Annotated in this window: 17 protein-coding genes; 8 read left to right on the top strand and 9 right to left on the bottom strand. The window is 63.1% G+C overall.

The genetic code is table 11. From position 1 onward, the window contains the following. The first annotated feature begins 174 nt into the window (after positions 1-174). Positions 175-1,227 carry an ABC transporter substrate-binding protein gene (locus AAZU54_RS24150; protein ID WP_312155055.1) on the top strand — a complete coding sequence of 351 codons (1,053 nt, stop codon included), beginning with the start codon at positions 175-177 and terminating at the stop codon, positions 1,225-1,227. Between the two features lie 41 nt (positions 1,228-1,268). After that, the gene (locus AAZU54_RS24145; protein ID WP_186552909.1) at positions 1,269-2,174 is read left to right on the top strand and encodes a TauD/TfdA dioxygenase family protein; all 906 of its coding nucleotides are present in this window, start codon (positions 1,269-1,271) and stop codon (positions 2,172-2,174) included. A 129-nt stretch (positions 2,175-2,303) separates the two neighbouring features. Here AAZU54_RS24145 and AAZU54_RS24140 read toward each other — a convergent pair whose 3' ends face one another. After that, positions 2,304-3,218: a LysR family transcriptional regulator gene (locus AAZU54_RS24140; protein ID WP_405129762.1), complete on the bottom strand. Its 915-nt coding sequence runs from the start codon at positions 3,216-3,218 to the stop codon at positions 2,304-2,306. Positions 3,219-3,409: 191 nt separating this feature from the next. Between AAZU54_RS24140 and AAZU54_RS24135 the strand changes: the two genes are divergently transcribed. From AAZU54_RS24135 to AAZU54_RS24115, 5 genes are all read left to right on the top strand, one after another. Then, on the top strand, positions 3,410-5,746 hold the full coding sequence (locus AAZU54_RS24135) for a TonB-dependent receptor (protein WP_434727757.1): 2,337 nt from the start codon (positions 3,410-3,412) through the stop codon (positions 5,744-5,746). 17 nt (positions 5,747-5,763) lie between these two features. Next, on the top strand, positions 5,764-7,440 hold the full coding sequence (locus tag AAZU54_RS24130; RefSeq protein WP_405129764.1) for an aryl-sulfate sulfotransferase: 1,677 nt from the start codon (positions 5,764-5,766) through the stop codon (positions 7,438-7,440). A gap of 364 nt (positions 7,441-7,804) precedes the next feature. Beyond that, positions 7,805-9,247, top strand: coding sequence for an NADP-dependent succinate-semialdehyde dehydrogenase (gene gabD, locus AAZU54_RS24125; RefSeq protein ID WP_186552905.1), 1,443 nt, complete (start codon positions 7,805-7,807; stop codon positions 9,245-9,247). 191 nt (positions 9,248-9,438) lie between these two features. Beyond that, on the top strand, positions 9,439-10,719 hold the full coding sequence (gene gabT, locus AAZU54_RS24120) for a 4-aminobutyrate--2-oxoglutarate transaminase (RefSeq protein WP_186552904.1): 1,281 nt from the start codon (positions 9,439-9,441) through the stop codon (positions 10,717-10,719). Between the two features lie 143 nt (positions 10,720-10,862). After that, positions 10,863-12,158 (top strand): HDOD domain-containing protein, encoded by a 1,296-nt coding sequence (locus AAZU54_RS24115; RefSeq protein WP_434727756.1) that lies wholly within the window; start codon positions 10,863-10,865, stop codon positions 12,156-12,158. A gap of 110 nt (positions 12,159-12,268) precedes the next feature. Here the strand turns inward: AAZU54_RS24115 and AAZU54_RS24110 are convergent, their stop codons facing one another. Further along, complete coding sequence (locus AAZU54_RS24110) at positions 12,269-13,255, bottom strand: GGDEF domain-containing protein (RefSeq protein ID WP_434727755.1); 987 nt, start codon at positions 13,253-13,255, stop codon at positions 12,269-12,271. 139 nt (positions 13,256-13,394) lie between these two features. Continuing rightward, on the bottom strand, positions 13,395-14,576 hold the full coding sequence (gene desA, locus AAZU54_RS24105) for a delta-9 fatty acid desaturase DesA (RefSeq protein WP_186552901.1): 1,182 nt from the start codon (positions 14,574-14,576) through the stop codon (positions 13,395-13,397). A gap of 254 nt (positions 14,577-14,830) precedes the next feature. On the opposite strand from desA, the gene dibA reads away from it, so the two are divergent. Next, positions 14,831-16,726, top strand: coding sequence for a phosphodiesterase DibA (gene dibA / locus AAZU54_RS24100; RefSeq protein ID WP_434727754.1), 1,896 nt, complete (start codon positions 14,831-14,833; stop codon positions 16,724-16,726). Positions 16,727-16,817: 91 nt separating this feature from the next. Here the strand turns inward: dibA and AAZU54_RS24095 are convergent, their stop codons facing one another. From AAZU54_RS24095 to AAZU54_RS24070, 6 genes are all read right to left on the bottom strand, one after another. After that, positions 16,818-17,462 (bottom strand): methionine ABC transporter permease, encoded by a 645-nt coding sequence (locus AAZU54_RS24095; RefSeq protein ID WP_312151658.1) that lies wholly within the window; start codon positions 17,460-17,462, stop codon positions 16,818-16,820. Then, on the bottom strand, positions 17,452-18,561 hold the full coding sequence (locus AAZU54_RS24090; protein ID WP_405129767.1) for a methionine ABC transporter ATP-binding protein: 1,110 nt from the start codon (positions 18,559-18,561) through the stop codon (positions 17,452-17,454). The genes AAZU54_RS24095 and AAZU54_RS24090 overlap by 11 nt, the downstream gene beginning before the upstream one ends. A gap of 1 nt (position 18,562) precedes the next feature. After that, on the bottom strand, positions 18,563-19,363 hold the full coding sequence (locus tag AAZU54_RS24085) for a MetQ/NlpA family ABC transporter substrate-binding protein (protein WP_434727753.1): 801 nt from the start codon (positions 19,361-19,363) through the stop codon (positions 18,563-18,565). Further along, positions 19,356-20,744, bottom strand: coding sequence for an LLM class flavin-dependent oxidoreductase (locus AAZU54_RS24080; RefSeq protein ID WP_434727752.1), 1,389 nt, complete (start codon positions 20,742-20,744; stop codon positions 19,356-19,358). The genes AAZU54_RS24085 and AAZU54_RS24080 overlap by 8 nt, the downstream gene beginning before the upstream one ends. Beyond that, complete coding sequence (locus tag AAZU54_RS24075; protein ID WP_186552895.1) at positions 20,744-21,997, bottom strand: SfnB family sulfur acquisition oxidoreductase; 1,254 nt, start codon at positions 21,995-21,997, stop codon at positions 20,744-20,746. The genes AAZU54_RS24080 and AAZU54_RS24075 overlap by 1 nt, the downstream gene beginning before the upstream one ends. Before the next feature lie 147 nt (positions 21,998-22,144). Then, on the bottom strand, positions 22,145-23,386 hold the full coding sequence (locus tag AAZU54_RS24070; protein WP_405129769.1) for an SfnB family sulfur acquisition oxidoreductase: 1,242 nt from the start codon (positions 23,384-23,386) through the stop codon (positions 22,145-22,147). Positions 23,387-23,662 lie beyond the last annotated feature (276 nt).

Genomic DNA, 23,662 nt, shown 5'->3' with positions numbered 1-23,662 from the left:
TCATATTTTCCATGCGTTTCACGCAAGCCGGGCTGCGGCCCGCGCAATGCCTGATTTATATCTTTCAGTTACTAAAAAATGAACATTTGATCTTTGTTGGTGCTAAGCAGACCCGCCTAGCTTCTGGCCAAAGCGCCGGCCCTCGCCGGTGGCAGCCTGCCAAGGAGCCTTGCCATGAAAATCCCACTGCGTCACTTGCTCAGTCGTTTCGCCCCCACCCTGCTGGCTGGCGTGCTCAGCGCCTTTGCGCTGAACGCGCAGGCCGCCGAGGTCGACACCATCCGCATTGCCGTGCCCGACTTGAGCGCTGGCAGCAGGCCCAGCGCGGGCGGGGTGGTGGACGTGCTGCGCAGCCAGCAACTGCTGGAGAAAGAGTTTGCCAAGGACGGCATCCAGATCGATTGGCGCTTCTTCAAGGGCGCAGGCCCGGTGATCAACGAAGCCCTGGCCAACGGCCAGGCGGACTTCGCCTACCTGGGTGATCTGGCGGCCATCATCGGCAAGGCCAATGGCCTGGATACCCGCGTGTTGTCGGCGGGGGTGCGCGGGGTGAAAAGCTATCTGGGCGTGGTGCCAGGCTCCGGGATCAAGACGCTGCAAGACCTCAAGGGCAAGCGGGTGGCGGTATTTCGCGGCACGGCCAACCAACTGTCATTTGCCAGTGCCTTGGCCAGTCAAGGCCTGTCGGAGCGCGATCTGAAGGTCATCAACCTGGACTTCAATGCCGCCAATGCCGCCATTGCAGCCAAGCAGATCGACGCTACTTGGGGGCTGTCCAACCTGCTCTCGCTGCGCGATCGCGGCTTGGTCGAACTGCCGGTCAACTCGCGCGACCTCAAGGGCGCTGGCAGCACCCAGGCGGTGCTGCTTGGCACGGGCGAATTCATTCGCCAGCACCCTGAGCTGACCGCCCGCCTGGTCAAGGCGCAGCAGCAGGCCACTGAGTGGCTGCGCGATGAGAACAACCGCCAGGCCTACGTCGATCTGGTGGCCAGCACCGCCAACTATCCCAAGGTGATCCTCGAAGGCGACCTGGCCCAGGAAAACCTCGCGCACTACTTCGATCCGCGGCTGGACGCCGAATTCGTCGGCTTGCTGCAACAGGGCGTCGACCTGGCAGCCAAGGAACGCCTGATCCGTCGCAGCTTCCAGGTTTCTGATTGGATCGAGCCGCGTTTCCTCGATGCCGCGCTGCAAGCACAACAGGCCACCCAGGCCGCTCGCTGATAACCGCAAAGCCCCATCATTTGACCGTGAGGACCACCGCAATGAGCAATGCCGCACTGGCCACCGCGCCGCACACCGTTGAGCTCGACATCCAGCCGATTGCCGGCCGCATCGGCGCCGAGATACGCGGGGTCAAGCTTGCCGCCGACCTCGATGCAGCGACCGTCGAGGCCATTCAGGCCGCGCTGGTCGAGCACAAGGTGATCTTCTTCCGTGAGCAGACCCATCTGGATGACCAGAGCCAGGAAGGCTTCGCCAAGCTGCTCGGCGAGCCGGTCGCCCATCCCACGGTGCCCGTGGTCGATGGCACCAGTTACTTGTTGCAACTCGATGGTGCCGAAGGGCAGCGGGCCAACTCCTGGCACACCGATGTGACCTTTGTCGATGCCTACCCCAAGGCCTCGATCCTGCGCAGCGTGGTGGCGCCGACCTCAGGCGGCGATACGGTTTGGGCCAACACGGCAGCGGCATATCGCGAGTTGCCGGAGGCGCTGCGCGAGCTGGCGGACAAATTGTGGGCGGTGCACAGCAACGAGTATGACTACGCCAGCCTCAAGCCCGACGTTGATCCCGCCAAGCTTGAGCGTTATCGCAAGGTGTTCACCTCGACCGTTTACGAGACCGAGCATCCGGTGGTGCGGGTGCACCCGATCAGTGGCGAGCGGGCGTTGCAGCTGGGGCATTTCGTCAAGCGTATCAAGGGCTATTCGCTGGCTGATTCGCAGCATTTGTTTGCCGTGTTGCAGGGCCATGTGACGCGCCTGGAGAACACCGTGCGCTGGCGCTGGCAGGCGGGCGATGTGGCGATCTGGGATAACCGCGCCACCCAGCATTATGCGGTGGATGACTATGGGACCCAGCCGCGGATCGTGCGCCGGGTGACCTTGGCAGGGGAGGTGCCGGTGGGGGTTGATGGGCAGTTGAGCCGGACTACGCGCAAGGGCTGATGCAACGCGGGAGCGGGCTTGCCCTGCGATAGCGATGGTGAATTCACCACTGCTATCGCGGGGCAAGCCCGCTCCTACGAAGCTTATCCCGCTCCTACGAAGCTTAGGCAGCACGAACCCTAAGCAGCTTCAGGCTTGCGCATCACAGGCAATCAACTGCCTGACCAACCCCTGCGCCAACGGCGACAAGCCATACCCGACCCGGCTTACCACCCCGTAGCGGGTGTAGCACTCTTGCTCCTGCTCCGCCGTCAGGTCCACCAACTGCAGTGCCAGCAACCCTCGCTCACCCTGATACGGCCGCAAGTTGGCACTACAGGCGATGCCGATGGTGTCCGAGTGCAGCACCACATTGAGCAGCGCATAGCCATGCTCGCATTCCACGCTAGGCAGAAAATCCTGGCGACCGCTGAGGTCGCTGAGGATCTTGCGGATATTCGGCGGGCGGAAGGTGGTCGCCAGGGGGTAATCGAACAGATCTCGCGCACGTACCTCGGCTTGCTCGGTCAACGGATGTCCGGCGCGGCAGCAGAAGTGCCAGCGCTGCGGCGTCAGCTTGTGCACGCGGTAATCCGGATCAGCCTCGAACTGGCGGGTGTCGGCCACGAAGAACTCGATCTCCTCGGCAATCAACTTGCGGTTCAACGCCTGCCAGTTATCCACCTGGAAACAGGTGCGCGCCGCCGGAAATTCACTGACGAAACGCGCCACCGCGCGCGGCACCAAGCCGCCCGCCGGCGCAGGCCCTGAGCCGAAGCGCACCACCCCAGTGGTCGCGCCGTTGAACTGGTTGATCTCGTTGACCAGGTTGTGTGCGCCATGCACCAACCGCCGTGAGTGCTCCAGCACCAGCAAGCCTTGCCGAGTCGGCGCCAGCTCCTTGCTGGCGCGGTCGACCAGGCGGCAGCCAACGTTGTGCTCCAGGGTCTGAATGCTGCGGCTGAAGGCCGATTGCGACAGGTTCACCGCCGCCGCCGCGGCGACAAAGCTGCGGTGTTCGACAAGGGCGATGTAGTGGCGCAGCTGACGAAGATCTATATGCATTTTCTACATGAAAACTTTCGGTGAAATGCAATTGATGGGAAGGGTTGTGACCCTTATAAAGGGTGTTACTTATTCCACAAAATATGAATTACACATATTTATAGATCTTAAAAGAATATAAGTCTGCCTGACCGCGATTCGGTTCCGACAACGGAAATGCTCGCCACGGCCCATGCCTCAAGGAGCATTGCATGTCCCGAATCTATCGTTGGCCCGCGAGCGCATCACTCTTCGCCCTGCAGCCCCTGGCCGCTGGCGTGCTGCTGGCCGCCGCTGGCAACAGCTTTGCTGACGAGCCGGTCAGCGCCACCCCGGCGGTGGAGCAAGCCGCCAAGCTCGGCACCGTTACCGTCAACGCGCGTCGCCGCGAGGAAACCGCGCAGAGCGTGCCCACGCCGATTAGCGTGCTGGGCAGCGAAACCCTGGAAACCCAGCGCATCTACCGGGTTCAGGACCTTCAGCAGTTAGTACCGAGCACCAACGTGGCCTACGTTCACGCCCGCCAGTCGAGCATCTCGATCCGTGGCCTGGGCAACAACCCGGCCAGCGACGGTCTGGAAGGCAGCGTCGGCATTTATCTGGACAACGTCTATCTTGGTCGCCCGGGCATGGCCGTGTTCGACCTGCTCGACGTCGAGCAGCTGGAAGTGCTGCGCGGCCCGCAGGGCACGCTGTTCGGTAAGAACACCACCGCCGGGGTGCTCAACATCACCACCCGCAAACCGACCTTCCATCGCGAAGGCAGCGTGCAGTCGTCGCTGGGCGAGGATGGCTACTGGCAGACCCAGGGCAGTTTCTCCGGGCCGATCAGCGACACCTTGGCCGGGCGCATCAGCGCCTACCACACTGAAGACGACGGCTATGTGAAGAACGTCCACGACGGCCACGACCTCAACGGCGGCAAGCGCCAAGGCTTTCGAACCCAGCTGCTGTTTCAGCCCAATGAAACCTTCAACCTGCGCTGGATCGGCGAGTACAACGAGGAGAATTCCGACAACGGCATTCTCAGCCTGTACAGCACCGGCCCGACCATCAATGGCGTCAACCGCTACGAGAGCCTGGCCGCCCAGGCCGGCGCCACACTGGTGTCGGGCAAGGACCGCAAGGTCAACTTCGATGCCGAGCAGCAGGTCACGGTGTTCCAGGGGGGAACGTCGGTAGAGGCCAATTGGACCCTACCCAACGATTTCACCCTGACTTCGATCAGCGCCTACCGCTGGTGGGACTTCACCCCGCGCAACGACGATGGCCTGGATGTGCCGGTGTTCTACAGCGCTGGGGTCTCGGTGCGCGACAAGCAGTATTCGCAGGAGATTCGCCTGGCCTCGCCCACCGGCGGCTTCTTCGACTATGTCCTGGGTGCCTACTATTTCAAGCAGGACCTGGATAACAAGTCGTTCACCTATTACGGCCCGCAGGCCGATATCTGGAACCAGACGCCCGCTGGCGCCCTGGCCAACGTCAACACCATCGGCAATGGCCACATCGATACCGACAGCTACGCGCTGTTCGCCCAAGGCACCTGGCACCTCACCGAGCGCCTGGATTTCACTGCCGGAGTGCGCGGTACGTATGAAGAGAAGAGCGCCTGGGTCACCCGCGATGCCCCGTCTGGCGGCGCGGCGGTATCTGGAGCGGCGGCGGCGGCGCGCAATGGTCGCGTCGGCGCCTACGACTCGGGTGACCTCAACCAGTACAGCTTCAGCCCCTCGGGCCTGCTTAGCCTGAGCTACCGCTTTACCGACGACCTGCTGGGCTACGCCAGCCTCACCCACGGCGAGAAGTCGGGCGGGGTCAACCTGACTGTCGGTGCCGCGCCACGGCTTGGGACCGATTCGTTGCTGGTCGGCACCGAGCGGGTCAACAACACTGAGCTGGGCCTCAAGAGCACGTTGCTCGACAACCGCCTGCAGCTCAACGCCAACCTGTTCTGGGCCGAGGTGCATGGCTACCAGGCCAACGTCTACGACCAGGTCAACCGCGTGCAGTACCTAGCCAACGCCGGCAGCGTGCGCTCGCGCGGCCTTGAGTTCGAGGCCACTGCGCTGCCGATCACCGGCCTCACGGTCAACTTCAACGGCTCGTGGAACGATGTGCGTTACACCGACTACAAAGACGCCCCATGCCCATCTGAAGTGAGCCTGGCCAGCGCCACCGCCACCTGCGACCTGTCCGGGCACCAGGTGGTCGGCGCCTCCAAGTACATCGCCAACCTCAACGGCCAGTACAAGTGGCAATTGACCGAGCGTATCGAACCCTACGTTACCGCCAGCTACGCCTTCCGCTCCAAGGCGGTGGGCACCATCGACGACTCCGACTACGGCCAGATCCCCAGCTACGCGATCGTCAACCTCTCCACCGGCGTGCGCCTGGACCAGGGTGATGGCGTGCTCGACCTGTCGCTGTGGGTCAAGAACGCCGGCGACAAGACCTACTTCACCAGCCTGTGGAACTCCGCCAACGGCGGTTATGCCGGCGTGCTTGGCACCCCGCGCACCGTGGGCGCCACCGCCCGTTACGACTTCTGAGCACAAGGAGCTTTGCCATGAATGCCAAGACCGACACCCCCGCCTTGCCCGAAGGCGCTTGCCTCACCGCTAAGGTGCCCGACCATGACGAGGCGCTGCTCGGCGATGTAGTGGTCAACCCCTATCGCCTAGCGCCACTGACCGCGATCATCCGTGATGGTGGTCGGGCTATCAGTGCTGCCCATGTACGCGTGCGCGGGCGGGGCGAGCGCGGGGTGGATATCGTCTACGACGTATCCGACCGCTCGCTGTGGACCTATGGCGGCATCCCGGTGTTTGGCTTGTACCCGGATCACGTCAACCGGGTCGAAGTCAGCTACAAGCTCGATGGCGAGCGAATTCGCGAACAGTACGAAATCTATGCCCCGGCCGTGCGCTTGCCAGTGGTGGCTAAACAGACAGCGGCGCTGCCGCAGGTGGTGCCGGTCAAGGTCGCGCCGGGCTTCGAGAAACGCCTGTACCTGTTCAACCACCTGCTCGGCGATATTCCGGGTGGCCGCGCACTGAAGTGGAACGCCCTGGGCGGCGCTGCCGAATGGGACCAGGTCGGCAACAACTGGATCGCCGACAGCAATGGCGATGTGCGCTGGTACCTGGACATCGAGCAGATCCACGACTCCAACCGCCGCGACGGCCTGGGCGGGACCATGGGCTTCCAGCAGACCCGCGACGGCAAGCTGATCTGGGGCCAAGGCCAGACCTATTCCAAGTACGATCTGCTCGGCCGCCAGGTGTGGCAGCGCACCCTGCCAGACAAATTCGCCGACTTCTCCCACGAGATCCGCGAAACGGTCAACGGCACCTACCTGCTGCGCGTCGGCACCAGCGATTACCGCCGCCCGGATGGCAAGCGGGTGCGCTCGATCCGCGACCACATCATCGAGGTCAACGAAGCGGGTGACGTGCTGGACTTCTGGGACCTCAACCAGATCCTCGATCCGTACCGTGGCGAGTTGCTGGAAACGCTCGGCAAAGCGGCGATCCAGTTGCCGGACGGCGTGGCCAAGCAGGACAGCACCCTGGCCAACGAACTGGCCGAAGGTGACTTGCCGTTCGGCGATACCCCTGGCGTGGGCACCGGGCGCAACTGGGCGCACGTCAATGCCATCGATTACGACGCAGAAGACGACAGCATCATCGTTTCAGCCCGTCATCAGGGCGTGGTGAAAATTGGCCGAGACAAACAGGTGAAGTGGATCCTCGCCTCGCCCCAGGGTTGGCCACAGCGGCTCAAGGACAAGGTACTGACGCCTGTGGCCAGCGAAGGCTTCGACTGGTCGTGGACCCAGCACACCGCCTGGCTTACCGGCAAAGGCACGCTGACCGTGTTCGACAACGGCTGGGGGCGCAACTTCGAGCCGACCAAGCTCAGCGGCAATTACAGCCGCGCCGTTGAGTACCGCATCGATGAGGCCAAGGGCACGGTCGAGCAGGTCTGGGAGTATGGCAAGGAGCGTGGCGATGAGTGGTATAGCCCGGTGACCTCGGTGGTGGCTTATCGGCCGGAGACCGATACCCAGTTCATCTATTCCGCTTCGGTGGGCTTCCTGACCAAGGAGAAGCTGACCAGCACTACCCTCAATGAAGTGCGCCGGGGCAGCCAGGAAGTGTTGGTGGAGCTCAAGGTGCTCAGCCGGCAGCCGGGCAGTGTCGGTTATCGCGCCCTGGTGATCGATCTGGATAAAGCCTTCTGATGCCTGCCGGGAGGGCCGTCCGGTCCTCCCAACCTCTGCCTCTGTTCTGTGTTCTATCCTGTTCCTGCCCCATCGCGGGGCAAGCCCGCTCCCACGCCGTGGCGCGATTGGACTTTGCAGCCCAGCTAACCTGTGGAATTCAGACGAGGTGTTCAACCACTCGTTCTTTTTTTCGAACAGCCTATTGTCCAAGACCCAACAGACCCTTAGGATTCGTTTGAGATTTCAAACGCTCGACGCCCGCAGGTTGAACACTTGGCTCAACCCGGTGCCTGAATTCCTGACGGCAGCTCCCTTGATGGGGGCGCTTATTCAACAATCAATAATTCGCCCCGTGCGCGCACGGTGCTCAAGGGAAGCCGACATGCAGCTCAAAGACGCTCAGTTGTTCCGCCAGCAAGCCTTCATCAACGGTGAATGGCTGGATGCGGACAACGGCCAGACCATCAAGGTGACCAACCCGGCCACCGGTGAAGTCATCGGCACCGTGCCGAAGATGGGCGCCGCCGAAACTCGCCGCGCCATCGAAGCCGCCGACAAGGCCCTGCCGGCCTGGCGTGCACTGACTGCCAAGGAGCGTTCGAACAAGCTGCGTCGCTGGTTCGAGCTGATGATCGAGAACCAGGATGACCTGGCTCGCCTGATGACCACCGAGCAAGGCAAGCCTCTGGCCGAAGCCAAGGGCGAAATCGCCTATGCCGCATCGTTCATCGAGTGGTTCGCCGAAGAAGCCAAGCGCGTCTACGGCGACACCATCCCAGGCCACCAGCCCGACAAGCGCCTGATCGTCATCAAGCAGCCAATCGGTGTTACCGCCGCGATCACCCCGTGGAACTTCCCGGCCGCGATGATCACCCGTAAAGCCGGCCCGGCACTGGCCGCTGGCTGCACCATGGTGCTCAAGCCTGCGTCGCAAACCCCGTACTCCGCTCTGGCCCTGGTCGAGCTGGCTACCCGCGCCGGCATCCCGGCTGGCGTGCTCAGCGTCGTCACCGGCAGCGCGGGTGAAGTCGGCGGCGAGCTGACCGGCAACTCCCTGGTACGCAAGCTGTCCTTCACCGGCTCGACCGAAATCGGTCGCCAGCTGATGGAAGAATGCGCCAAGGACATCAAGAAGGTTTCCCTGGAGCTGGGTGGCAACGCCCCGTTCATCGTGTTCGACGACGCCGATCTGGACAAGGCGGTCGAAGGCGCGATCATCTCCAAGTACCGCAACAACGGCCAGACCTGCGTCTGCGCCAACCGTATCTACGTGCAGGACGGCGTGTACGACGCGTTCGCCGAGAAGCTCAAGGCTGCTGTTGGCAAGCTGAAGATCGGTAACGGCCTGGAAGATGGCACCACCACCGGCCCGCTGATCGACGGCAAAGCCGTTGCCAAGGTTCAGGAACACATCGAAGACGCCGTCTCCAAAGGCGCCAAGGTGCTGTCCGGTGGCAAGCTGATCGAAGGCAACTTCTTCGAACCGACCATTCTGGTCGACGTTCCGAAGAGCGCTGCAGTCGCCAAAGAAGAGACCTTCGGCCCGCTGGCGCCGCTGTTCCGCTTCAAGGACGAGGCTGAAGTCATCGCCATGTCCAACGACACCGAGTTCGGCCTGGCCTCGTACTTCTATGCCCGCGACATGAGCCGTGTGTTCCGTGTTGCCGAAGCGCTGGAATACGGCATGGTCGGTATCAACACCGGTCTGATTTCCAACGAAGTTGCGCCATTCGGTGGCATCAAGGCCTCGGGCCTGGGCCGCGAAGGTTCCAAGTACGGTATCGAGGACTACCTCGAGATCAAGTACCTGTGCATCAGCGTCTGAGCAACTGATTAAGTAGCAAGGTTTTTACCTCTGCCAGCGGGGCGCGAGAGCGACGTCTCGCTGGTCTTTTTTACATCGCAGTACCTGGTGGCCCGGGCGTTCACGCCAGTCGATCAACGAATACTGATCGTGCACAGACCCAGCCACCCCCGAATAAAAGCGCCGTCAGAGTCGGCGCGAATGAGGGCATTATGAGCAAGACCAACGAATCCTTGATGCAACGCCGTGTCGCCGCCGTCCCACGTGGCGTTGGCCAGATTCACCCGATCTTCGTCGATACCGCGAAGAACGCGACGGTGATCGACGTTGAAGGCCGCGAACTGATCGACTTCGCTGGCGGCATCGCCGTACTCAACACCGGCCACCTGCACCCGAAAGTGGTTGCGGCGGTGCAAGAGCAGCTGACCAAAGTCAGCCACACTTGCTTCCAGGTTCTGGCGTACGAGCCCTATGTTGAGCTGTGCGAGAAGATCAACAAGCTGGTCCCAGGCGACTTCGACAAGAAGACCCTGCTGGTTACCACCGGCTCCGAAGCTGTGGAAAACGCCGTCAAGATCGCCCGTGCCGCTACCGGCCGCGCTGGCGTGATCGCCTTTACCGGCGGTTACCACGGCCGTACCATGATGACCCTGGGTCTGACCGGTAAAGTCGTTCCTTACTCGGCTGGCATGGGCCTGATGCCAGGCGGCATCTTCCGCGCGCTGTTCCCGAACGAGCTGCACGGCGTAAGCATCGACGACTCGATCGCTTCGATCGAGCGCATCTTCAAGAACGACGCTGAGCCACGCGACATCGCCGCGATCATCATCGAGCCAGTTCAGGGCGAAGGTGGTTTCATTCCGGTGACCAAGCCGTTCATGCAGCGCCTGCGCGCCCTGTGCGACCAGCACGGCATCCTGCTGATCGCCGACGAAGTACAGACCGGCGCTGGCCGTACTGGCACCTTCTTCGCCATGGAGCAGATGGGCGTCGCGCCTGACCTGACCACCTTCGCCAAATCCATCGCTGGTGGCTTCCCGCTGGCCGGTGTATGCGGCAAGGCCGAGTACATGGACGCCATCGCGCCAGGCGGCCTGGGCGGCACCTACGCTGGTTCGCCGATCGCTTGCGCCGCGGCCCTGGCCGTGATCGAGGTGTTCGAAGAAGAGAAACTGCTCGATCGCAGCAAGGCTGTTGGCGAGCGTCTGGTCGCTGGCCTCAAGCAAATCCAGGCCAAGCACCCAATCATCGGTGACGTTCGCGCCCTGGGCTCGATGATCGCTGTTGAAGTGTTCGAGGGCAAAGACTCGCACGCGCCGAACGCCGCTGCCGTCAACCAAGTGGTTGCCAAGGCACGTGACAAGGGTCTGATCCTGCTGTCCTGCGGCACCTACGGCAACGTCCTGCGCATCCTGGTGCCGCTGACTGCCGAAGACGCGCTGCTGGACAAAGGCCTGGCGATCATCGAAGAGTGCTTCGCTGAGCTGGCGTGAAATCTGTGACACGCGTCAGAAAAAAACCCGCCTAGGCGGGTTTTTTTTATGCCTATCGTCTGCCTGGAGCGCTATGGTTAGCCGATGGACTTGCCTTGGAAGCTGCAACGGATTGCGCGTCAGGATTACTCAGGAGTTGACCAATGAGCGCTGCAGACCCCACCCCGCCTTGCGTATTGATTGCCGAAGGCGATCCCTGGGTGCGCGATATGCTGCGCGAAACCCTGCTCAGCGTGCGCTGTGACGCCCGCCTACAGATCTGCGCCGACGGCTCACAAGCGCTCAGCGCACTGTCGAGCAAGCCTGACCTGATCATCGCCACGCGTGAACTCAGCGACTTCGATGGCTTGGACTTATTACGCAAGGTGCGCGCCAAAGGCGACAACCCTGGCTTGCCGTTCATACTCCTGAGCAATCGCAGCGACAGCGCCAGTGTGCGTGAAGCGTTGCCGTTTCAACCCACCGAGTACCTGAGCAAGCCGCTCAATCTGAACAAGCTGCGCAAACGCCTTGAAGTTCTGCTGATTGCCGGTGGTGAAGAGATCGCCTGCCCGGTGCCGCCCTTGCACCCCGGCGCCAAGCTGCCTGCGTTTCTTGAGGAACGTCGCGCTAACGCCGACGGCGGCCCGCTGCTGGCTGATGTCGAGGTCGCGATCAAACGCGCGCTCAACCCCCAGGGGCTCGACCTCAAGGTGCTGGAAGCAGAGGTGCGCAACGATCCACAGATCACCGGCGTGCTGATCGCCGCCGCCAACAGCGCCGCGATGCACCGCGAGGCGCCGGTGCAGACCCTGCTGCAGGCGCTGAACAAGCTGGGCAGCACGCAAAGCATGAACCTTATCCTCGGCCTGACCCTCAAGCGCAGTGCGCGGCTGAGTGATCCTTTGCTGGCCAAGCATGCGGCGCATTACTGGGACCTGTCGCTGCACACCGCCGAGTACGGCCGCACCCTGGCGCGCCAGTTGGAAGTGGACGAAGCGCGCTGCTATTGCGCAGGGCTGCTGCATTGCCTGGGTGACCTTGCGGTGCTGCGCTGCCTGCAAGAATGGCGTTTGGCCGGGGGCGAGCTCGATGAAGATCAGGTGCAACTGGCCCTCAACGAGTTCGGTGCTCCCTTTGGCTCGGCACTGCGTACCCGCTGGCGTTTGCCGCTGACACTGCGCGAACTGATCGCTGCGGTGTATGCGTTGGGCGGCGGGGTGTATTCGCGCGAGATCCTGGCGATGAACCTCGCTGGGCAGCTGGCGCGGTTGCCGGCGGATCAGGGGCTGGAGAAGGTGGCCAGTAACAAGACTGCGCGGTTGTTGAAGCTGGGGCTGCCGGAGTTGAACCGGTTGCGTAAGGTTGACAACGTACCGGCGAAGCCGCAGGAAGCCAATGCTGCAGCAGTCGAACCGGCTCCAGAAGGGCGGGCTGCCCCTGAATCTGATCAGCTCTAGGGTGTTGCTGACCTCGCGCTGGACGGGAGCCCGATGGGGCCGCACAGCGGCCCCTTCAGACTCCCGCCAAGGCGTTGGCCCAGCCCTGACACTGAGAAGCTATGGCCGCCTCAGCCCCGCACGATCTGGTTCTTGCCCTGGCGCTTGGCCTGGTACATCGCCGCATCGGCCCTGGCGAACAAGGTATCGAGGGTCGCGTCTTCATCGGTCAGCCCGGTCAGCCCTTGGCTTACGGTGACGGCATAGGTTTGCTGCCCGTGGGTGAAACTCAACCGCTGAATCTCGCGCTGTAAACGCTCGGCAATCTGCTCGGCGACCTGCGCCGTGCAGCCCGGAAACACCGCGGCGAACTCCTCACCACCGATGCGGCCAAACTGATCACCACGACGTAACACCGCCTTGCCGCTGTCGGCAATGCGCTGCAGCACCTGGTCGCCTTCCTGGTGGCCGTAGCTGTCGTTGATCTGCTTGAAGTCGTCGATATCCAGCAGCAAGAAGGCCAGCGGCGAACCCTCTGCGCGGGCGCTGTCGAACGCTTGCTGGGCGCACTCGAAGAAGTGCCGGCGGTTGCTGCTCTGGGTCAGCACATCGGTGGTCGCCAGGCGCTGCAATTCGCCTTCAAGGTGCTTCTTCTCGGTGATGTCTTCGGCAATGCCGACGATGATCACTCGATCGCCTTCCTGTTGTTGGTTGATGTAGCACTTGTCGCTGAGCCAGCGGGTTTCACCTGCGGCGTTGATGATGCGGTACTCGCGATCTTCCACCGAGCCCTTGGTGAGCACTTGGGCCAGGCTGCCTTCGGCGTATTCGAGATCGTCGGGGAAGATGCTGTCGCGCCACTCGTTGTAGTCAGCCAGCACCAGGCTCACGGGTCGGCCGAAGATGCGTTCGTAGGCCGGGCTGACATAGAGCACCTGGCGGGTTTCCCAATCGAATGCCCACAGTACGGCGTTGACGCTATCGAGCAGAGAGCTGAACAGTTGGTCGCGCTCGCTCAAGCGAGCGACTTCGCCTTGGGCATGAAACAGGGCAAGGAGGGTTTGGGCGGCTTCGGGTGGCGGGTTGCCGGGCAACGGTGGATTGATTTTATTGGCCATGAGCACGGAGCGATTCTCGGCTGAAAGCGTGCGGCCACGATCCGGCCCGCCACGCGGGCGATATGCCGAATTTGAGTAACTACGGGGGGTGAAGTTCCGGATGGCACGCCCCAGAGCGGGGCGTGCCGATCAACGGCGATCAGGCGGTGGGGCGTAGCGAGTAGGTCTTGAGCTGGCTGGCGAAGTCACGCAGCGACTGAATACCGCTGGCTTCGGCCTCGTGTACCCAGTCTTTCATGGCAGCCAGCATGTCGTGGCCGTTGGCGCTGGTGCGGGCCCAGATCTGCTGCAAGGCCAGGCGCTTTTCGTAGATGGTCTTGAGTGCCTGGCTTTGGGCGAGGATCGACTCGATGCGCACGTGATGGCGATCTTGCAGCAGGCTGGTTTCACGCGACAGCAGGCGCTTGGCGCGGCGATAACGATGGCGCACCGAAGCGTCGACCTTGTTCAGCTCCTGCTTGACCAGCGGGCCAATCACCAACTTGCGGTACTGGGCCATGATCTGGAAGCGGTTGTTGAGGATCGCCATGGCGGTGTCCATGTCCAGGTTGGCTTTGCCTTCGACCCGGTGGGCAATGGGTGCCACGCGTTGCACCTTGGCCAGGCGCAGCATGCTCAGCAAGCGGATCCAGGCCCAGCCCATGTCGAATTCCCAGCGCTTGACCGACAGCTTGGCCGAGTTGGGGTAAGTGTGATGGTTGTTATGCAGCTCTTCGCCGCCGATGATGATGCCCCACGGCACCAGGTTGGTGGCGGCGTCGCGGCATTCGAAGTTGCGATAGCCCACAGCATGGCCCAGGCCATTGACCACGCCTGCGGCCCAGAACGGAATCCACATCATCTGGATGGCCCAGATGGTGATGCCGATGGTGCCGAACAGCAGCAGGTCGATGACGGCCATCAGGGCGATGCCGCCCAGCTTGTAGCGGCTGTAGAGATTGCGCTCGATCCAGTCGTCGGGGCAGTTCTTGCCGTAGATGCGCAAGGTCTCAGGGTTGCGCGCTTCCTCGCGGTAAAGCTCGGCGCCCTTGCGCAGGACTGTGCCCAAGCCCTTGTAGACCGGGCTGTGCGGGTCGTCGGGGGTTTCGCACTTGGCGTGGTGCTTGCGGTGGATAGCCGTCCACTCGCGGGTGTTCTGCGCGGTGGTCAGCCACAGCCAGAAACGGAAGAAGTGCTTCAGCCCGGCATTGAGCTCCAGGGAGCGGTGCGCCGAATAGCGATGCAGGTAGATGGTGACGCTGACGATGGTCACGTGGGTCATCAGCAGGGTGACCGCGACCAGTTGCCAGGCCGACAAGTCGAGTAAACCGTAGTACCACATAGGTGTAGAAGCCCTCGGAAAAACGGGGGGAGTAGCGCTTGGCATTATCCCTTGGCAGGGAAATAAAACCATAGGCCTGTATTGATAGCGCTGCCCTTATCGCGGGGCAAGCCCACTCCTGTACGCGCCGTGCACCGCTGATAGAGCGGGTTCAAGCGCCCATTGTCTAGACCAATTTCTGATCCGGGAATGAGTCACGGCATGTTTCCGCCTTTATAATGCCCCATCGTTTTCTATGGGCTTACACACCCGACATGTCTGTTTCCGTTCGCGACGCCTTGCGTATGGCTGCGCTCTATGTGGTGTTCTCGATCCTCTGGCTGGTGCTGTCCGAGCAGCTTTTGCAGCGATTGACCGAAGATCCACTAGCGCTGAACCTGGGACGCTGTATCAACGTGCTGGTGTGGGTGCTGTTCAGTGCGTTCCTGATCTTCGTCTCGCGCGCCCGGCTGCTCAACTTCATTGGTATCGGTGCGCGCCTGCGCAGCGAGGACCGTGAGCGCCTGCGCATGGCGGCTGCGGTGTTCGACAGCACCCTGGAAGGGGTACTGGTGACTGATCGCAATGGCCTGATCGTGCACGTTAACCGGGCGTTCATGCGCATTACCGGTTATCAGCAGGACGAGGTCCTCGGCCAACGCCCAAGCAAGTTCAAGTCGGGCCGCCACGACGCGGCGTTCTACCAGCAGATCTACGCGACGCTGGCGGACAAGGGCGAATGGAGCGGCGAGATCTGGAACCGGCGCAAAAGTGGTGAGATCTACCCGCAGTGGCAAACCATCTGCGCCATTCGCGACGACAGCGGCGAGCTGACCCACTACGTCGCCGTATTCAGCGACATCAGTGCGATCAAGCACTCCGAGCAGGAACTGGCCTATCTGGCGCACCATGACCCGCTGACCGGCCTGCCCAACCGCCTGCTGTTCAACGACCGCGCCGAGCAGGCGCTGGCCGCCGCTCAAGCGCACAAGCGCGGGTGTGGCCTGTTGTTGCTCGACCTCGACCACTTCCAGAGCATCAACGACGGCCTTGGTCACACCGTTGGCGACCAGCTGCTCAAGCTTGTGGGCGAGCGTTTGCGTGAAGTGCTAGGCCAAGGCGTAACCCTGGCGCGCCTGGGTGGTGACGAGTTTGGCGTGCTGCTGGAGAACTGCCAGCAGGTCGGCGAGGCGGCGACCTTGGCGCAAGAGATCATCGAGCGCATGCGCGAGCCGTTCGTCTTCGAGGGTAACCGGCTGTTCATCAGTGTCAGCGTTGGTATTGGCCTGTTCCCCAGCGATGCCCTGAGCGCCGAGCAATTGCTGCGCAACGCCGATGCCGCGCTGTTCAAGGCCAAGAGCAATGGCCGCGCCTGCTATGCGCTGTATACCGAAGAGCTGACCGCTCACGCCCAGCAGCGGGTGGAGACGGCTGGCGAGCTGCGCCGGGCGTTGGAGCAGGAAGAGCTGCGGGTGTTCTTCCAGCCGGTGCATGACCTGTTCACCAGCAAGATGATCGGCGTCGAGGCCCTGGTGCGCTGGCAGCATCCGGAGCGCGGGCTGGTGCCGCCGGGCGAGTTCATCCCGATTGCCGAGCGTACTGGATTGATTGCCGAGATCGATGCCTGGGTGCTGCGCCAGGCCTGCCGGCAGATGGTCCAGTGGCAGGCCGAGGGGCATGCGCTGGCGTTCGTTGCGGTGAATATTTCCAGCCGGCTTTTCGGCCAGCGTGAGCTGTACCGGCAAGTCGCCGAAGTGCTGCATGAGACCGGCCTGGATCCGGCGTTGCTGGAGCTGGAGGTCACCGAGAGTGCGGTGATGGAAGACCCGGAGGTGGCGCTGGAGCAGTTGCACCGTCTGCGCGAACTGGGTTTGAGCCTGGCGATCGATGATTTCGGCACGGGTTATTCCTCGCTGCTGCGGCTCAAGCGCTTGCCGGTGCAGAAGCTCAAGATCGATCAGGGCTTTGTTGCCGGGCTGCCGCAGGATGAGGATGACATCGCAATTGTTCGGGTGATCATCGCCTTGGCCAAGAGCATGGGTATGCAGGTGCATGCTGAAGGGGTCGAGCAGGCGGAGCAGGCGCGGTTCTTGTTGCAGCAGCAGTGTCAGCTGGGGCAGGGCTATTGGTTTGGACGACCGGTGCCTGCGCAGGATTTGCGTTGGGGCTGAATAGCTCATCGCGGGGCAAGCCCGCTCCCACGCAGTCCCTCGACCGATTGCGGGGAAGGCAGCGTGGGAGCGGGCTTGCCCCCCGATAGCGTCAGCGCTTGTTCAAGCCTTTCGCCAAGCGATCGCCACCCAGCTGGATCACCGCCACCAATGCCACCAACATGGCAATCACGGTCAGCATGATCTGGCTGTCGAAGCGCTGATAACCATACCGATAGGCAATGTCGCCCAAGCCCCCCGCACCAATCGCGCCGGCCATGGCCGATGAGTTGATCATCGTCACCAAGGTAATGGTGAAGCCGCCGACGATTCCCGGCAGCGCCTCAGGTAGCAGCACATGCCAGATGATGTGCCAGCGCCGACAGCCCATGGCTTGGGCCGCCTCAACCAGGCCATGATCGACCTCACGCAAGCTCACCTCGGCGATCCGCGCAAAGAACGGCGTCGCGGCAATGGTCAGCGGCACCACGGCGGCCCACACGCCATAGGTGGTACCCACCAGCAGACGGGTGAACGGGATCAGCGCGACCATCAGGATCAGAAACGGGATCGAGCGGAACAGGTTGACGAAGGCGCCGAGCACCCGGTTAAGCGCCGGTGCCTCGTAGATTCCGCCCTTGTCGCTGGTGACCAGCAGCACAGCCATCGGCACACCGACCAACAGCGCGATCAGCGACGACACGCCGACCATCAACAAGGTGTCCAGCAAGCCCTGTAGCAGACGATCAACCCACATAGCCCAGCACCTCCACGTCATCGGCCCAACGGCGGGCGCGCTCCAGCAACTGATGCGGTTGGTGGACCGAGCCGCGTACCGCCAGGATCAAGCGCCCCAAGGCACGTTCACCAATGGTCTCTACACCGCCCTGGAGCAGGCTGACCTGCCCGCCCAGATCCTTGAACAGGCCAGACAACTCCAACTCCCCCAGTGCCACCAACTTGAGCACCACAGCCGCATCCCGGCTGGCCGGGTTGGATCGCAAGCTGGCTTGCAATGCCGCTGGCAGCTTGGCTTGCAGCGGTGCCAGCAGGGTCCGGGTCACTTCGTGATGGGGGCTGCCGAATACCTGCCAGACCTCACCTTGCTCGACCACTTCGCCACGTTCGAGCACCACTACGCGGTGGCAGATATCGCGGATCACCGCCATCTCGTGGGTGATCAGCACCACGGTCAGGCCCAGGCGTTGATTGATGTCGCGCAGCAGTTCGAGGATCGAGGCGGTGGTCTCCGGGTCGAGCGCCGAGGTAGCTTCATCGCACAGCAGAATCTCTGGGTCATGGACCAGCGCTCGGGCAATGCCGACGCGCTGCTTCTGGCCGCCGGACAACTGCGCCGGGTACACATGGTGCTTTTCGGCAAGGCCGACCAACTCCAGTAGCTCACGCACCTTGCGTTGGCGTTCGGCCTTGGCCACGCCGGCAACCTTGAGCGGCAGCTCGACGTTCTGCCACACGGTCTTGGCCGACATCAGGTTGAAGTGCTGGAAGATCATGCCGATGCGCCGCCGCAGCTCGACCAGGCGGTCTTCGTCGAACGGTGCGATATCGACCTGATCGATCAGCACCCGGCCCTGAGTCGGTTGCTCCAGGCGATTGATGGTGCGCAGCAGCGACGACTTGCCAGCGCCGCTGCGGCCGATGATGCCGAAGATTTCGCCCCGGCGGATGTTCAGGTCGATGCCTTGCAGCGCAGGTTGGGCCTGGCCGGCGTAGGTCTTGCCCAGGCCGATGAAGCGCACATGGGCCTCATTGACCTCTGGGCGCAAGGCCTGTTCGCGAGCGGGCGGCGGCGAGGCTTGGACAGTGGGCGCCCTGAGGGCGCTGGCGCTGCTCATGTCAGCCTTCCCAGCCGGCCTGGTAGAGGCTGCCATGGGCTTTGTTCAGCGCTTCGCGTACGGCCGGGGAGTGCTGATAGATATCGACGAACTTGGCCAGGCGTGGATCGTCCTTCGATTGTGGGCGGATGACGAACTGGATCACGTACTCCTTGTTCTCCAGGCCATCGAACAGCAGCGCCGAGGTGGCGTCGAAGGTGTTGGCCAGGCGGATGTAGGCCGGGTAGCCCTGGACCAGATCGGCATCGTCATAGGCGCGCACCAGTTGCACCGCTTCGACCTGAAGGATTTTCAGCTTCTTCGGGTTGGCGACGATGTCATCCTCGGTGGCCTTGTAGCCAACGCCCGGCTTGAGGCTGATCAGCCCAGCCTTGGCCAGTAGCTGCAAGCCACGGCCGCTGTTGATCGGGTCGTTGGCGATGGCCACGCTGGCGCCTTCAGGTAGTTCGGAGAAGCTCTTGTACTTTTTCGAGTACAGGCCGACGTTGTTGATGATCCCCGGCTTATAAGGCACCAGGTCAAAACCGGCCGCGGCCTTGGCGTTTTCCAGGAACGGGATGTGCTGGAAGTAGTTCACGTCGATGTCGCCGCTGTTGAGGCTGACATTGGGTGCGATCCAGTCGCTGAATTCGATCAGCTTCACCTCCAGGCCTTGCTTGTGGGCTTCTTCCACGGCGGCCTCCAGCGGGATGGCGAAGGCGGCGGTGGTGCCGATTTTCAGCGGTTCGGCGGCCAACACATTGGCGGCGATACCCAGGGACAACACAGCGGCCGCGACGGGCCGGAACAATTTATCAAGCATGGTGCAGGGCTCCAGTCGGGGCAGGGGTAGGGTTGCGGTAGCTGGCGCCGGGATGGTCGGCGGGCAGGTGCGGCAGGTCGCTGGCGAACAGTTTTTCGCGCAGGCTGCCGGCTTGGTAGGCGGTCTTGTAACGGCCACGGCGTTGCAGCTCGGGGACGACCAGCTCGATGAAGTCCTCGTAGCTTTCCGGGGTGACCGTGCGGGTCAGGTTGAAGCCGTCCAGACCGGTCTCGTCGATCCAGGCGATCAGCTCGTCGGCAACTTGTTCAGCGGTGCCGATCAGGGTCACGTAGCGCCCCCCGAGGGCGTGCTGATCCAACAGGCGACGGCGGGTCCAGGCGCTGTCTTGCAGTTGGCGCGTGGCCGACTGGATGGCGTTGCCCTTGGTAAAGCCGATCGGCTCGTCCAGCCCATAGGCGGCAAAGTCGATCCCGGTGGAACTGGCAAAGTGCGCGACACCCGCCTCGGGGCTGGCGTAGCGCACGTATTCGGCATGCTTGGCGTGCGCTTGTTGTTCAGTGGCGGCGACGATGACCGTGATCCCCATGAACACCTTGACCGCCTGCGGATCGCGGCCTGCTGCCTGGGCTGCGGCACGTACCTTGTCGACCTGGGCGCGGGTGGCGGGCTTGTCCTGGCCGCTGATGAAGACACATTCGGCGTGGTTGCCAGCGAAGGCCAGGCCACGTGGCGAGCTGCCGGCCTGGAACAGTACTGGCGTGCGCTGCGGCGACGGCTCGCAGAGGTGATAGCCCTCGACCTTGTAGAACTCGCCGTGGTGCTCGACCTTGCGCACTTTGTCGGGCCGGGCATACACGCGCTGCTCGCGGTCTGCGACCACGGCGTCGTCGTCCCAGCTGCCTTCGAGCAGCTTGTACAGCACGTGCAGGTATTCGTCGGCCTGGTCGTAGCGCCGGTCGTGCTCGGGCTGCTGGTCCAGGCCCATGGCGCGCGCGGCGCTGTCCAGGTAGCCGGTGACGATGTTCCAGCCGACCCGGCCGTTGCTCAAATGATCCAGGGTGGAAAGCCGCCGAGCGAACAGATACGGCGCCTCGTAGGTGAGGTTGGCGGTCAGGCCGAAGCCCAGGTGGCGGGTCACGGCGGCCATCGCCGAGACCAGCAGCAGTGGGTCGTTGACTGGCAGCTGGATCGACTCTTTGAGCGGCACCTCGACCGATTGTCCGTAGACATCATAGGTGCCGACGATATCGGCGATGAACAGCCCGTCGAACAGCCCGCGCTCAAGCAGCTTGGCCAGGTCGGTCCAGTACTCCACCGACTTGTATTGAGTCGAGGTGTCGCGCGGATGCGTCCACAGGCCGTGGTTGATATGGCCAATGCAGTTCATGTTGAAGGCATTGAGCAGGATCTGCTTGCTCATCAGAGGGTCCCTCGACGGGGTGGATTGACCTGGTTGAGGTAGTAGTTGCCGATGGCGTGGTACTTCCAGCGCACTGGGTCGTGCAGGGTGTGCACGCGGGCGTTGCGCCAGTGCCGGTCGAGGTTGTGCTCGGCCAGGGTGGCCTGGCTGCCGGCCAGTTCGAACAGGGTGGTGCTGGCGGCCAGGGAGATTTCGGTGCTGATCGCGCGGGCTTCGGCTACGGCGATGGAGGCGGCGGCGACCAGATCGGTGGCGGATTCATCGCGGGGCAAGCCCGCTCCCACGTTGGCTGCTGAGGCTGAGGCTGAGGCTGAGGCTGTGACTGTGACTGCTGCTGCGGCGCGGTCGAGGTATTCGCCGGCGCGTTCGAGCAAGGCCTCGGTGGCGTGCAGGCGGATCGACAGGTGGCCGAAGCTTTTCAGGGTCAGTGGATCGTCGCTGGCTTTGTCCTGGCCCGAGTCGACCCATGGCCGGCTGCGGGTACGGACGAAGTGCAGGGCGTCTTCGAAGGCGGCGCGGGCGATGCCAGTGTCGATTGCCGCATGGAGGATCTGCGCCAGCGGGCCGACGGTGGTCGGGCGCTCGAAGGCGCTCTGGAATGGCACCACGTCAGCGGCGGCGACGAACACGTTGTCGAACACCACCGAACCGCTGCCGGTGGTGCGCTGGCCGAAGCCGCTCCAATCGTCGATCACCTGCACGCCCGGCGCGTCGGCGGGGACGAACGCCAGTTGCTGGACGCCGTCGTCATCGATCACCGAGGTGGGGATACGTTGCGCATAGAGGGCGCCGGTGGAATAGAACTTGCGGCCGTTGATCCGGTAACCGTCGCCGTCACGGCTCAGTCGGGTGGTGCGGTCGTGGGCGGTCTTGGTGCCCAGTTCAGCCAGGGCGTTGCCGAAGCGTCGACCGGCCAGCACTTCGCCGTACAGGCGTTGCTGTTGTTCGGGGCTGCCGTTCACTCGCAGCACTTCCAGGGCGTAGAAGTGGTTTTGGGGGATCTGCCCGAGCGAGGCGTCGGCTTGGGCGATACGGGTGATGACCTTGGCCAGGGTGACGTTGGATACGCCGGCGCCGCCGAAGGCCTTGGGCACGCTGATGGCCCACAGGCCGGAGCGGGTGAACAGTTCCAGTTCGGCGTGTGGCTGGCGGCGCTCGCGGTCGCGCAGGGCGCTGTCTTTGCGCAATTGCTGGGCGATGTGTTCGGCGACGGCCAGGGCTTGAGCGTCGCTGCTGATGACTGCTGCGTTCATAGTGTTCTCCGGGGCCTTGGGGCCGCTTGCGCAGCCCTTCGCGGGCAAGCCCGCTCCCACAGGTACAGCGCCGTCTTCAAGGGCGGCGCGGTCCCTGTGGGAGCGGGTTTACCCGCCAAGGGCCGCACAGCGGCCCCAGGCGCTCACTCAGATCCAGGAATGTCGGGCAGGACGGGTGCCGTTCAGGTGGTAGGCACCAATCGCGTGATACTTCCAGCGCACTGGATCGTGCAGGGTGTGCACGCGGGCATTGCGCCAATGCCGATCGAGATTGAACTCGGCCAAGCTGGCGCGGCTGCCGGCAAGCTCGAACAGCTTCTCGCTGGCCTGCAGGGCGATCTCGGTGGTGAGCACCTTGGCTTGCGCCACGGCAATCGAGGCGCGCGCGGCGGCGTCTGCATCGATCTCCCCGGCATTGACCTCATCGAGCACCCGCGCAGCCCTGCGCAGCAGCGCCTCGGCGGCGTGCAGTTCGAGCTTGAGGCGGCCGATGTCGGCGATCACGTAAGGGTCGTCGCTGGCGCGCTCGACATTGGCATCGATGAACGGCCGCGATTTGTCACGCACGAAGCTGATCGCATCATCGATGGCCGCTTCAGCGATACCCGCGTCGATCGCGGCCTGGATCAACTGCGAAGCTGCGCCCTGGATGTTCGGCAGGTCGCGCTGACGCCAGTTGTCGATGACCAGTTCCGCGTCCACCGGCACCTGGTCGAGCAGCACCGTGCCGCTGGCCGTGGTGCGTTGGCCAAAGCCGGACCAGTCGTCGACGATACGCAAGCCAGGGCTGCCACGGCGCACGAATGCCAGGCGCTGGCGGCCCTCGTCATCCAGGGCCTTGACCGCCACCCAATGGGCGAACAGCGCCCCCGTGGAATAGAACTTCTCACCGCTGATGCGATAGCCCTCGCCATCGCGGCTGATTCGCGCCTTGAGCGTCAGGGTGTCCTTGCTGCCGCGCTCAGGCCCGGCATTGCCGATGCGCCAGCCGTCGAGCACGGAGCGGAAAATCAGCGCTTGTTGAGCCTCGCTGGCGGTCAGGCGCAGCAGCTGGAGCATGCCGAACTGATTTTGCGGGATCTGCCCCAACGCAGGGTCGGCGGCGCTGATGATGCGAAACACTTCGGCGACGGTTTCAAAAGAAACATCCGGGCCACCGAAGGCCTTGGGAATGCTGATGCTGCCCAGGCCGCTGCGGGTGAACAGCTCGATTTCGGCCCAAGGCAGTTTGCGCTGCTGGTCGCGGCGGGCGGCTTGCTGGCGGGCAACTTGGGCCAGTTCGTGGGCGGCCTGCAGGGCTTCGGCGTCATTGCGCAGGATCTTGGCAGGCAACAGCAGCGGCGAGCTGTCGAGGTCGCTGGCGAATAGGGTTTCTGGCTGGCTGGACATCAGTACCGCTCCTTGGCTGCACTCAATGCCCTGGCGTTATGCACTGGGGTGATTGTGATCCTGACCATTCCTTACCTCACAAAGTGGCTGTGTCGCGGGTGGTGGTGGCGACAGACGTTTGTTGGTCCGGTGGTCCGGTGCATATACCCTATTCGCTTATAAAAACTTTATGAACTAACCTTTTGGAATATAAATAGAAGCAGTTTTCTGGCCGTGAAACGAACGTGGGAGCGGGCTTGCCCCGCGATAGCGCCAGTGAATTCACCGACGCTATCG

Origin of the sequence: Pseudomonas sp. Je.1.5.c, from assembly GCF_051129895.1 — a bacterium.
GTDB lineage: Bacteria > Pseudomonadota > Gammaproteobacteria > Pseudomonadales > Pseudomonadaceae > Aquipseudomonas > Aquipseudomonas urmiensis.
The sequence above is the reverse complement of the archived record's forward strand: the minus strand, read 5'-3'. Positions and strand labels throughout refer to the sequence as shown.

Excerpts from the sequence above, each read along its gene's own strand:
- AAZU54_RS24150 (WP_312155055.1), top strand. The coding sequence starts at position 175 with ATGAAAATCCCACTGCGTCACTTGCTCAGTCGTTTCGCCCCCACCCTG.
- AAZU54_RS24145 (WP_186552909.1), top strand. The coding sequence starts at position 1,269 with ATGAGCAATGCCGCACTGGCCACCGCGCCGCACACCGTTGAGCTCGAC.
- AAZU54_RS24140 (WP_405129762.1), bottom strand. The coding sequence starts at position 3,218 with ATGCATATAGATCTTCGTCAGCTGCGCCACTACATCGCCCTTGTCGAA.
- AAZU54_RS24135 (WP_434727757.1), top strand. The coding sequence starts at position 3,410 with ATGTCCCGAATCTATCGTTGGCCCGCGAGCGCATCACTCTTCGCCCTG.
- AAZU54_RS24130 (WP_405129764.1), top strand. The coding sequence starts at position 5,764 with ATGAATGCCAAGACCGACACCCCCGCCTTGCCCGAAGGCGCTTGCCTC.
- gabD (WP_186552905.1), top strand. The coding sequence starts at position 7,805 with ATGCAGCTCAAAGACGCTCAGTTGTTCCGCCAGCAAGCCTTCATCAAC.
- gabT (WP_186552904.1), top strand. The coding sequence starts at position 9,439 with ATGAGCAAGACCAACGAATCCTTGATGCAACGCCGTGTCGCCGCCGTC.
- AAZU54_RS24115 (WP_434727756.1), top strand. The coding sequence starts at position 10,863 with ATGAGCGCTGCAGACCCCACCCCGCCTTGCGTATTGATTGCCGAAGGC.
- AAZU54_RS24110 (WP_434727755.1), bottom strand. The coding sequence starts at position 13,255 with ATGGCCAATAAAATCAATCCACCGTTGCCCGGCAACCCGCCACCCGAA.
- desA (WP_186552901.1), bottom strand. The coding sequence starts at position 14,576 with ATGTGGTACTACGGTTTACTCGACTTGTCGGCCTGGCAACTGGTCGCG.
- dibA (WP_434727754.1), top strand. The coding sequence starts at position 14,831 with ATGTCTGTTTCCGTTCGCGACGCCTTGCGTATGGCTGCGCTCTATGTG.
- AAZU54_RS24095 (WP_312151658.1), bottom strand. The coding sequence starts at position 17,462 with ATGTGGGTTGATCGTCTGCTACAGGGCTTGCTGGACACCTTGTTGATG.
- AAZU54_RS24090 (WP_405129767.1), bottom strand. The coding sequence starts at position 18,561 with ATGAGCAGCGCCAGCGCCCTCAGGGCGCCCACTGTCCAAGCCTCGCCG.
- AAZU54_RS24085 (WP_434727753.1), bottom strand. The coding sequence starts at position 19,363 with ATGCTTGATAAATTGTTCCGGCCCGTCGCGGCCGCTGTGTTGTCCCTG.
- AAZU54_RS24080 (WP_434727752.1), bottom strand. The coding sequence starts at position 20,744 with ATGAGCAAGCAGATCCTGCTCAATGCCTTCAACATGAACTGCATTGGC.
- AAZU54_RS24075 (WP_186552895.1), bottom strand. The coding sequence starts at position 21,997 with ATGAACGCAGCAGTCATCAGCAGCGACGCTCAAGCCCTGGCCGTCGCC.
- AAZU54_RS24070 (WP_405129769.1), bottom strand. The coding sequence starts at position 23,386 with ATGTCCAGCCAGCCAGAAACCCTATTCGCCAGCGACCTCGACAGCTCG.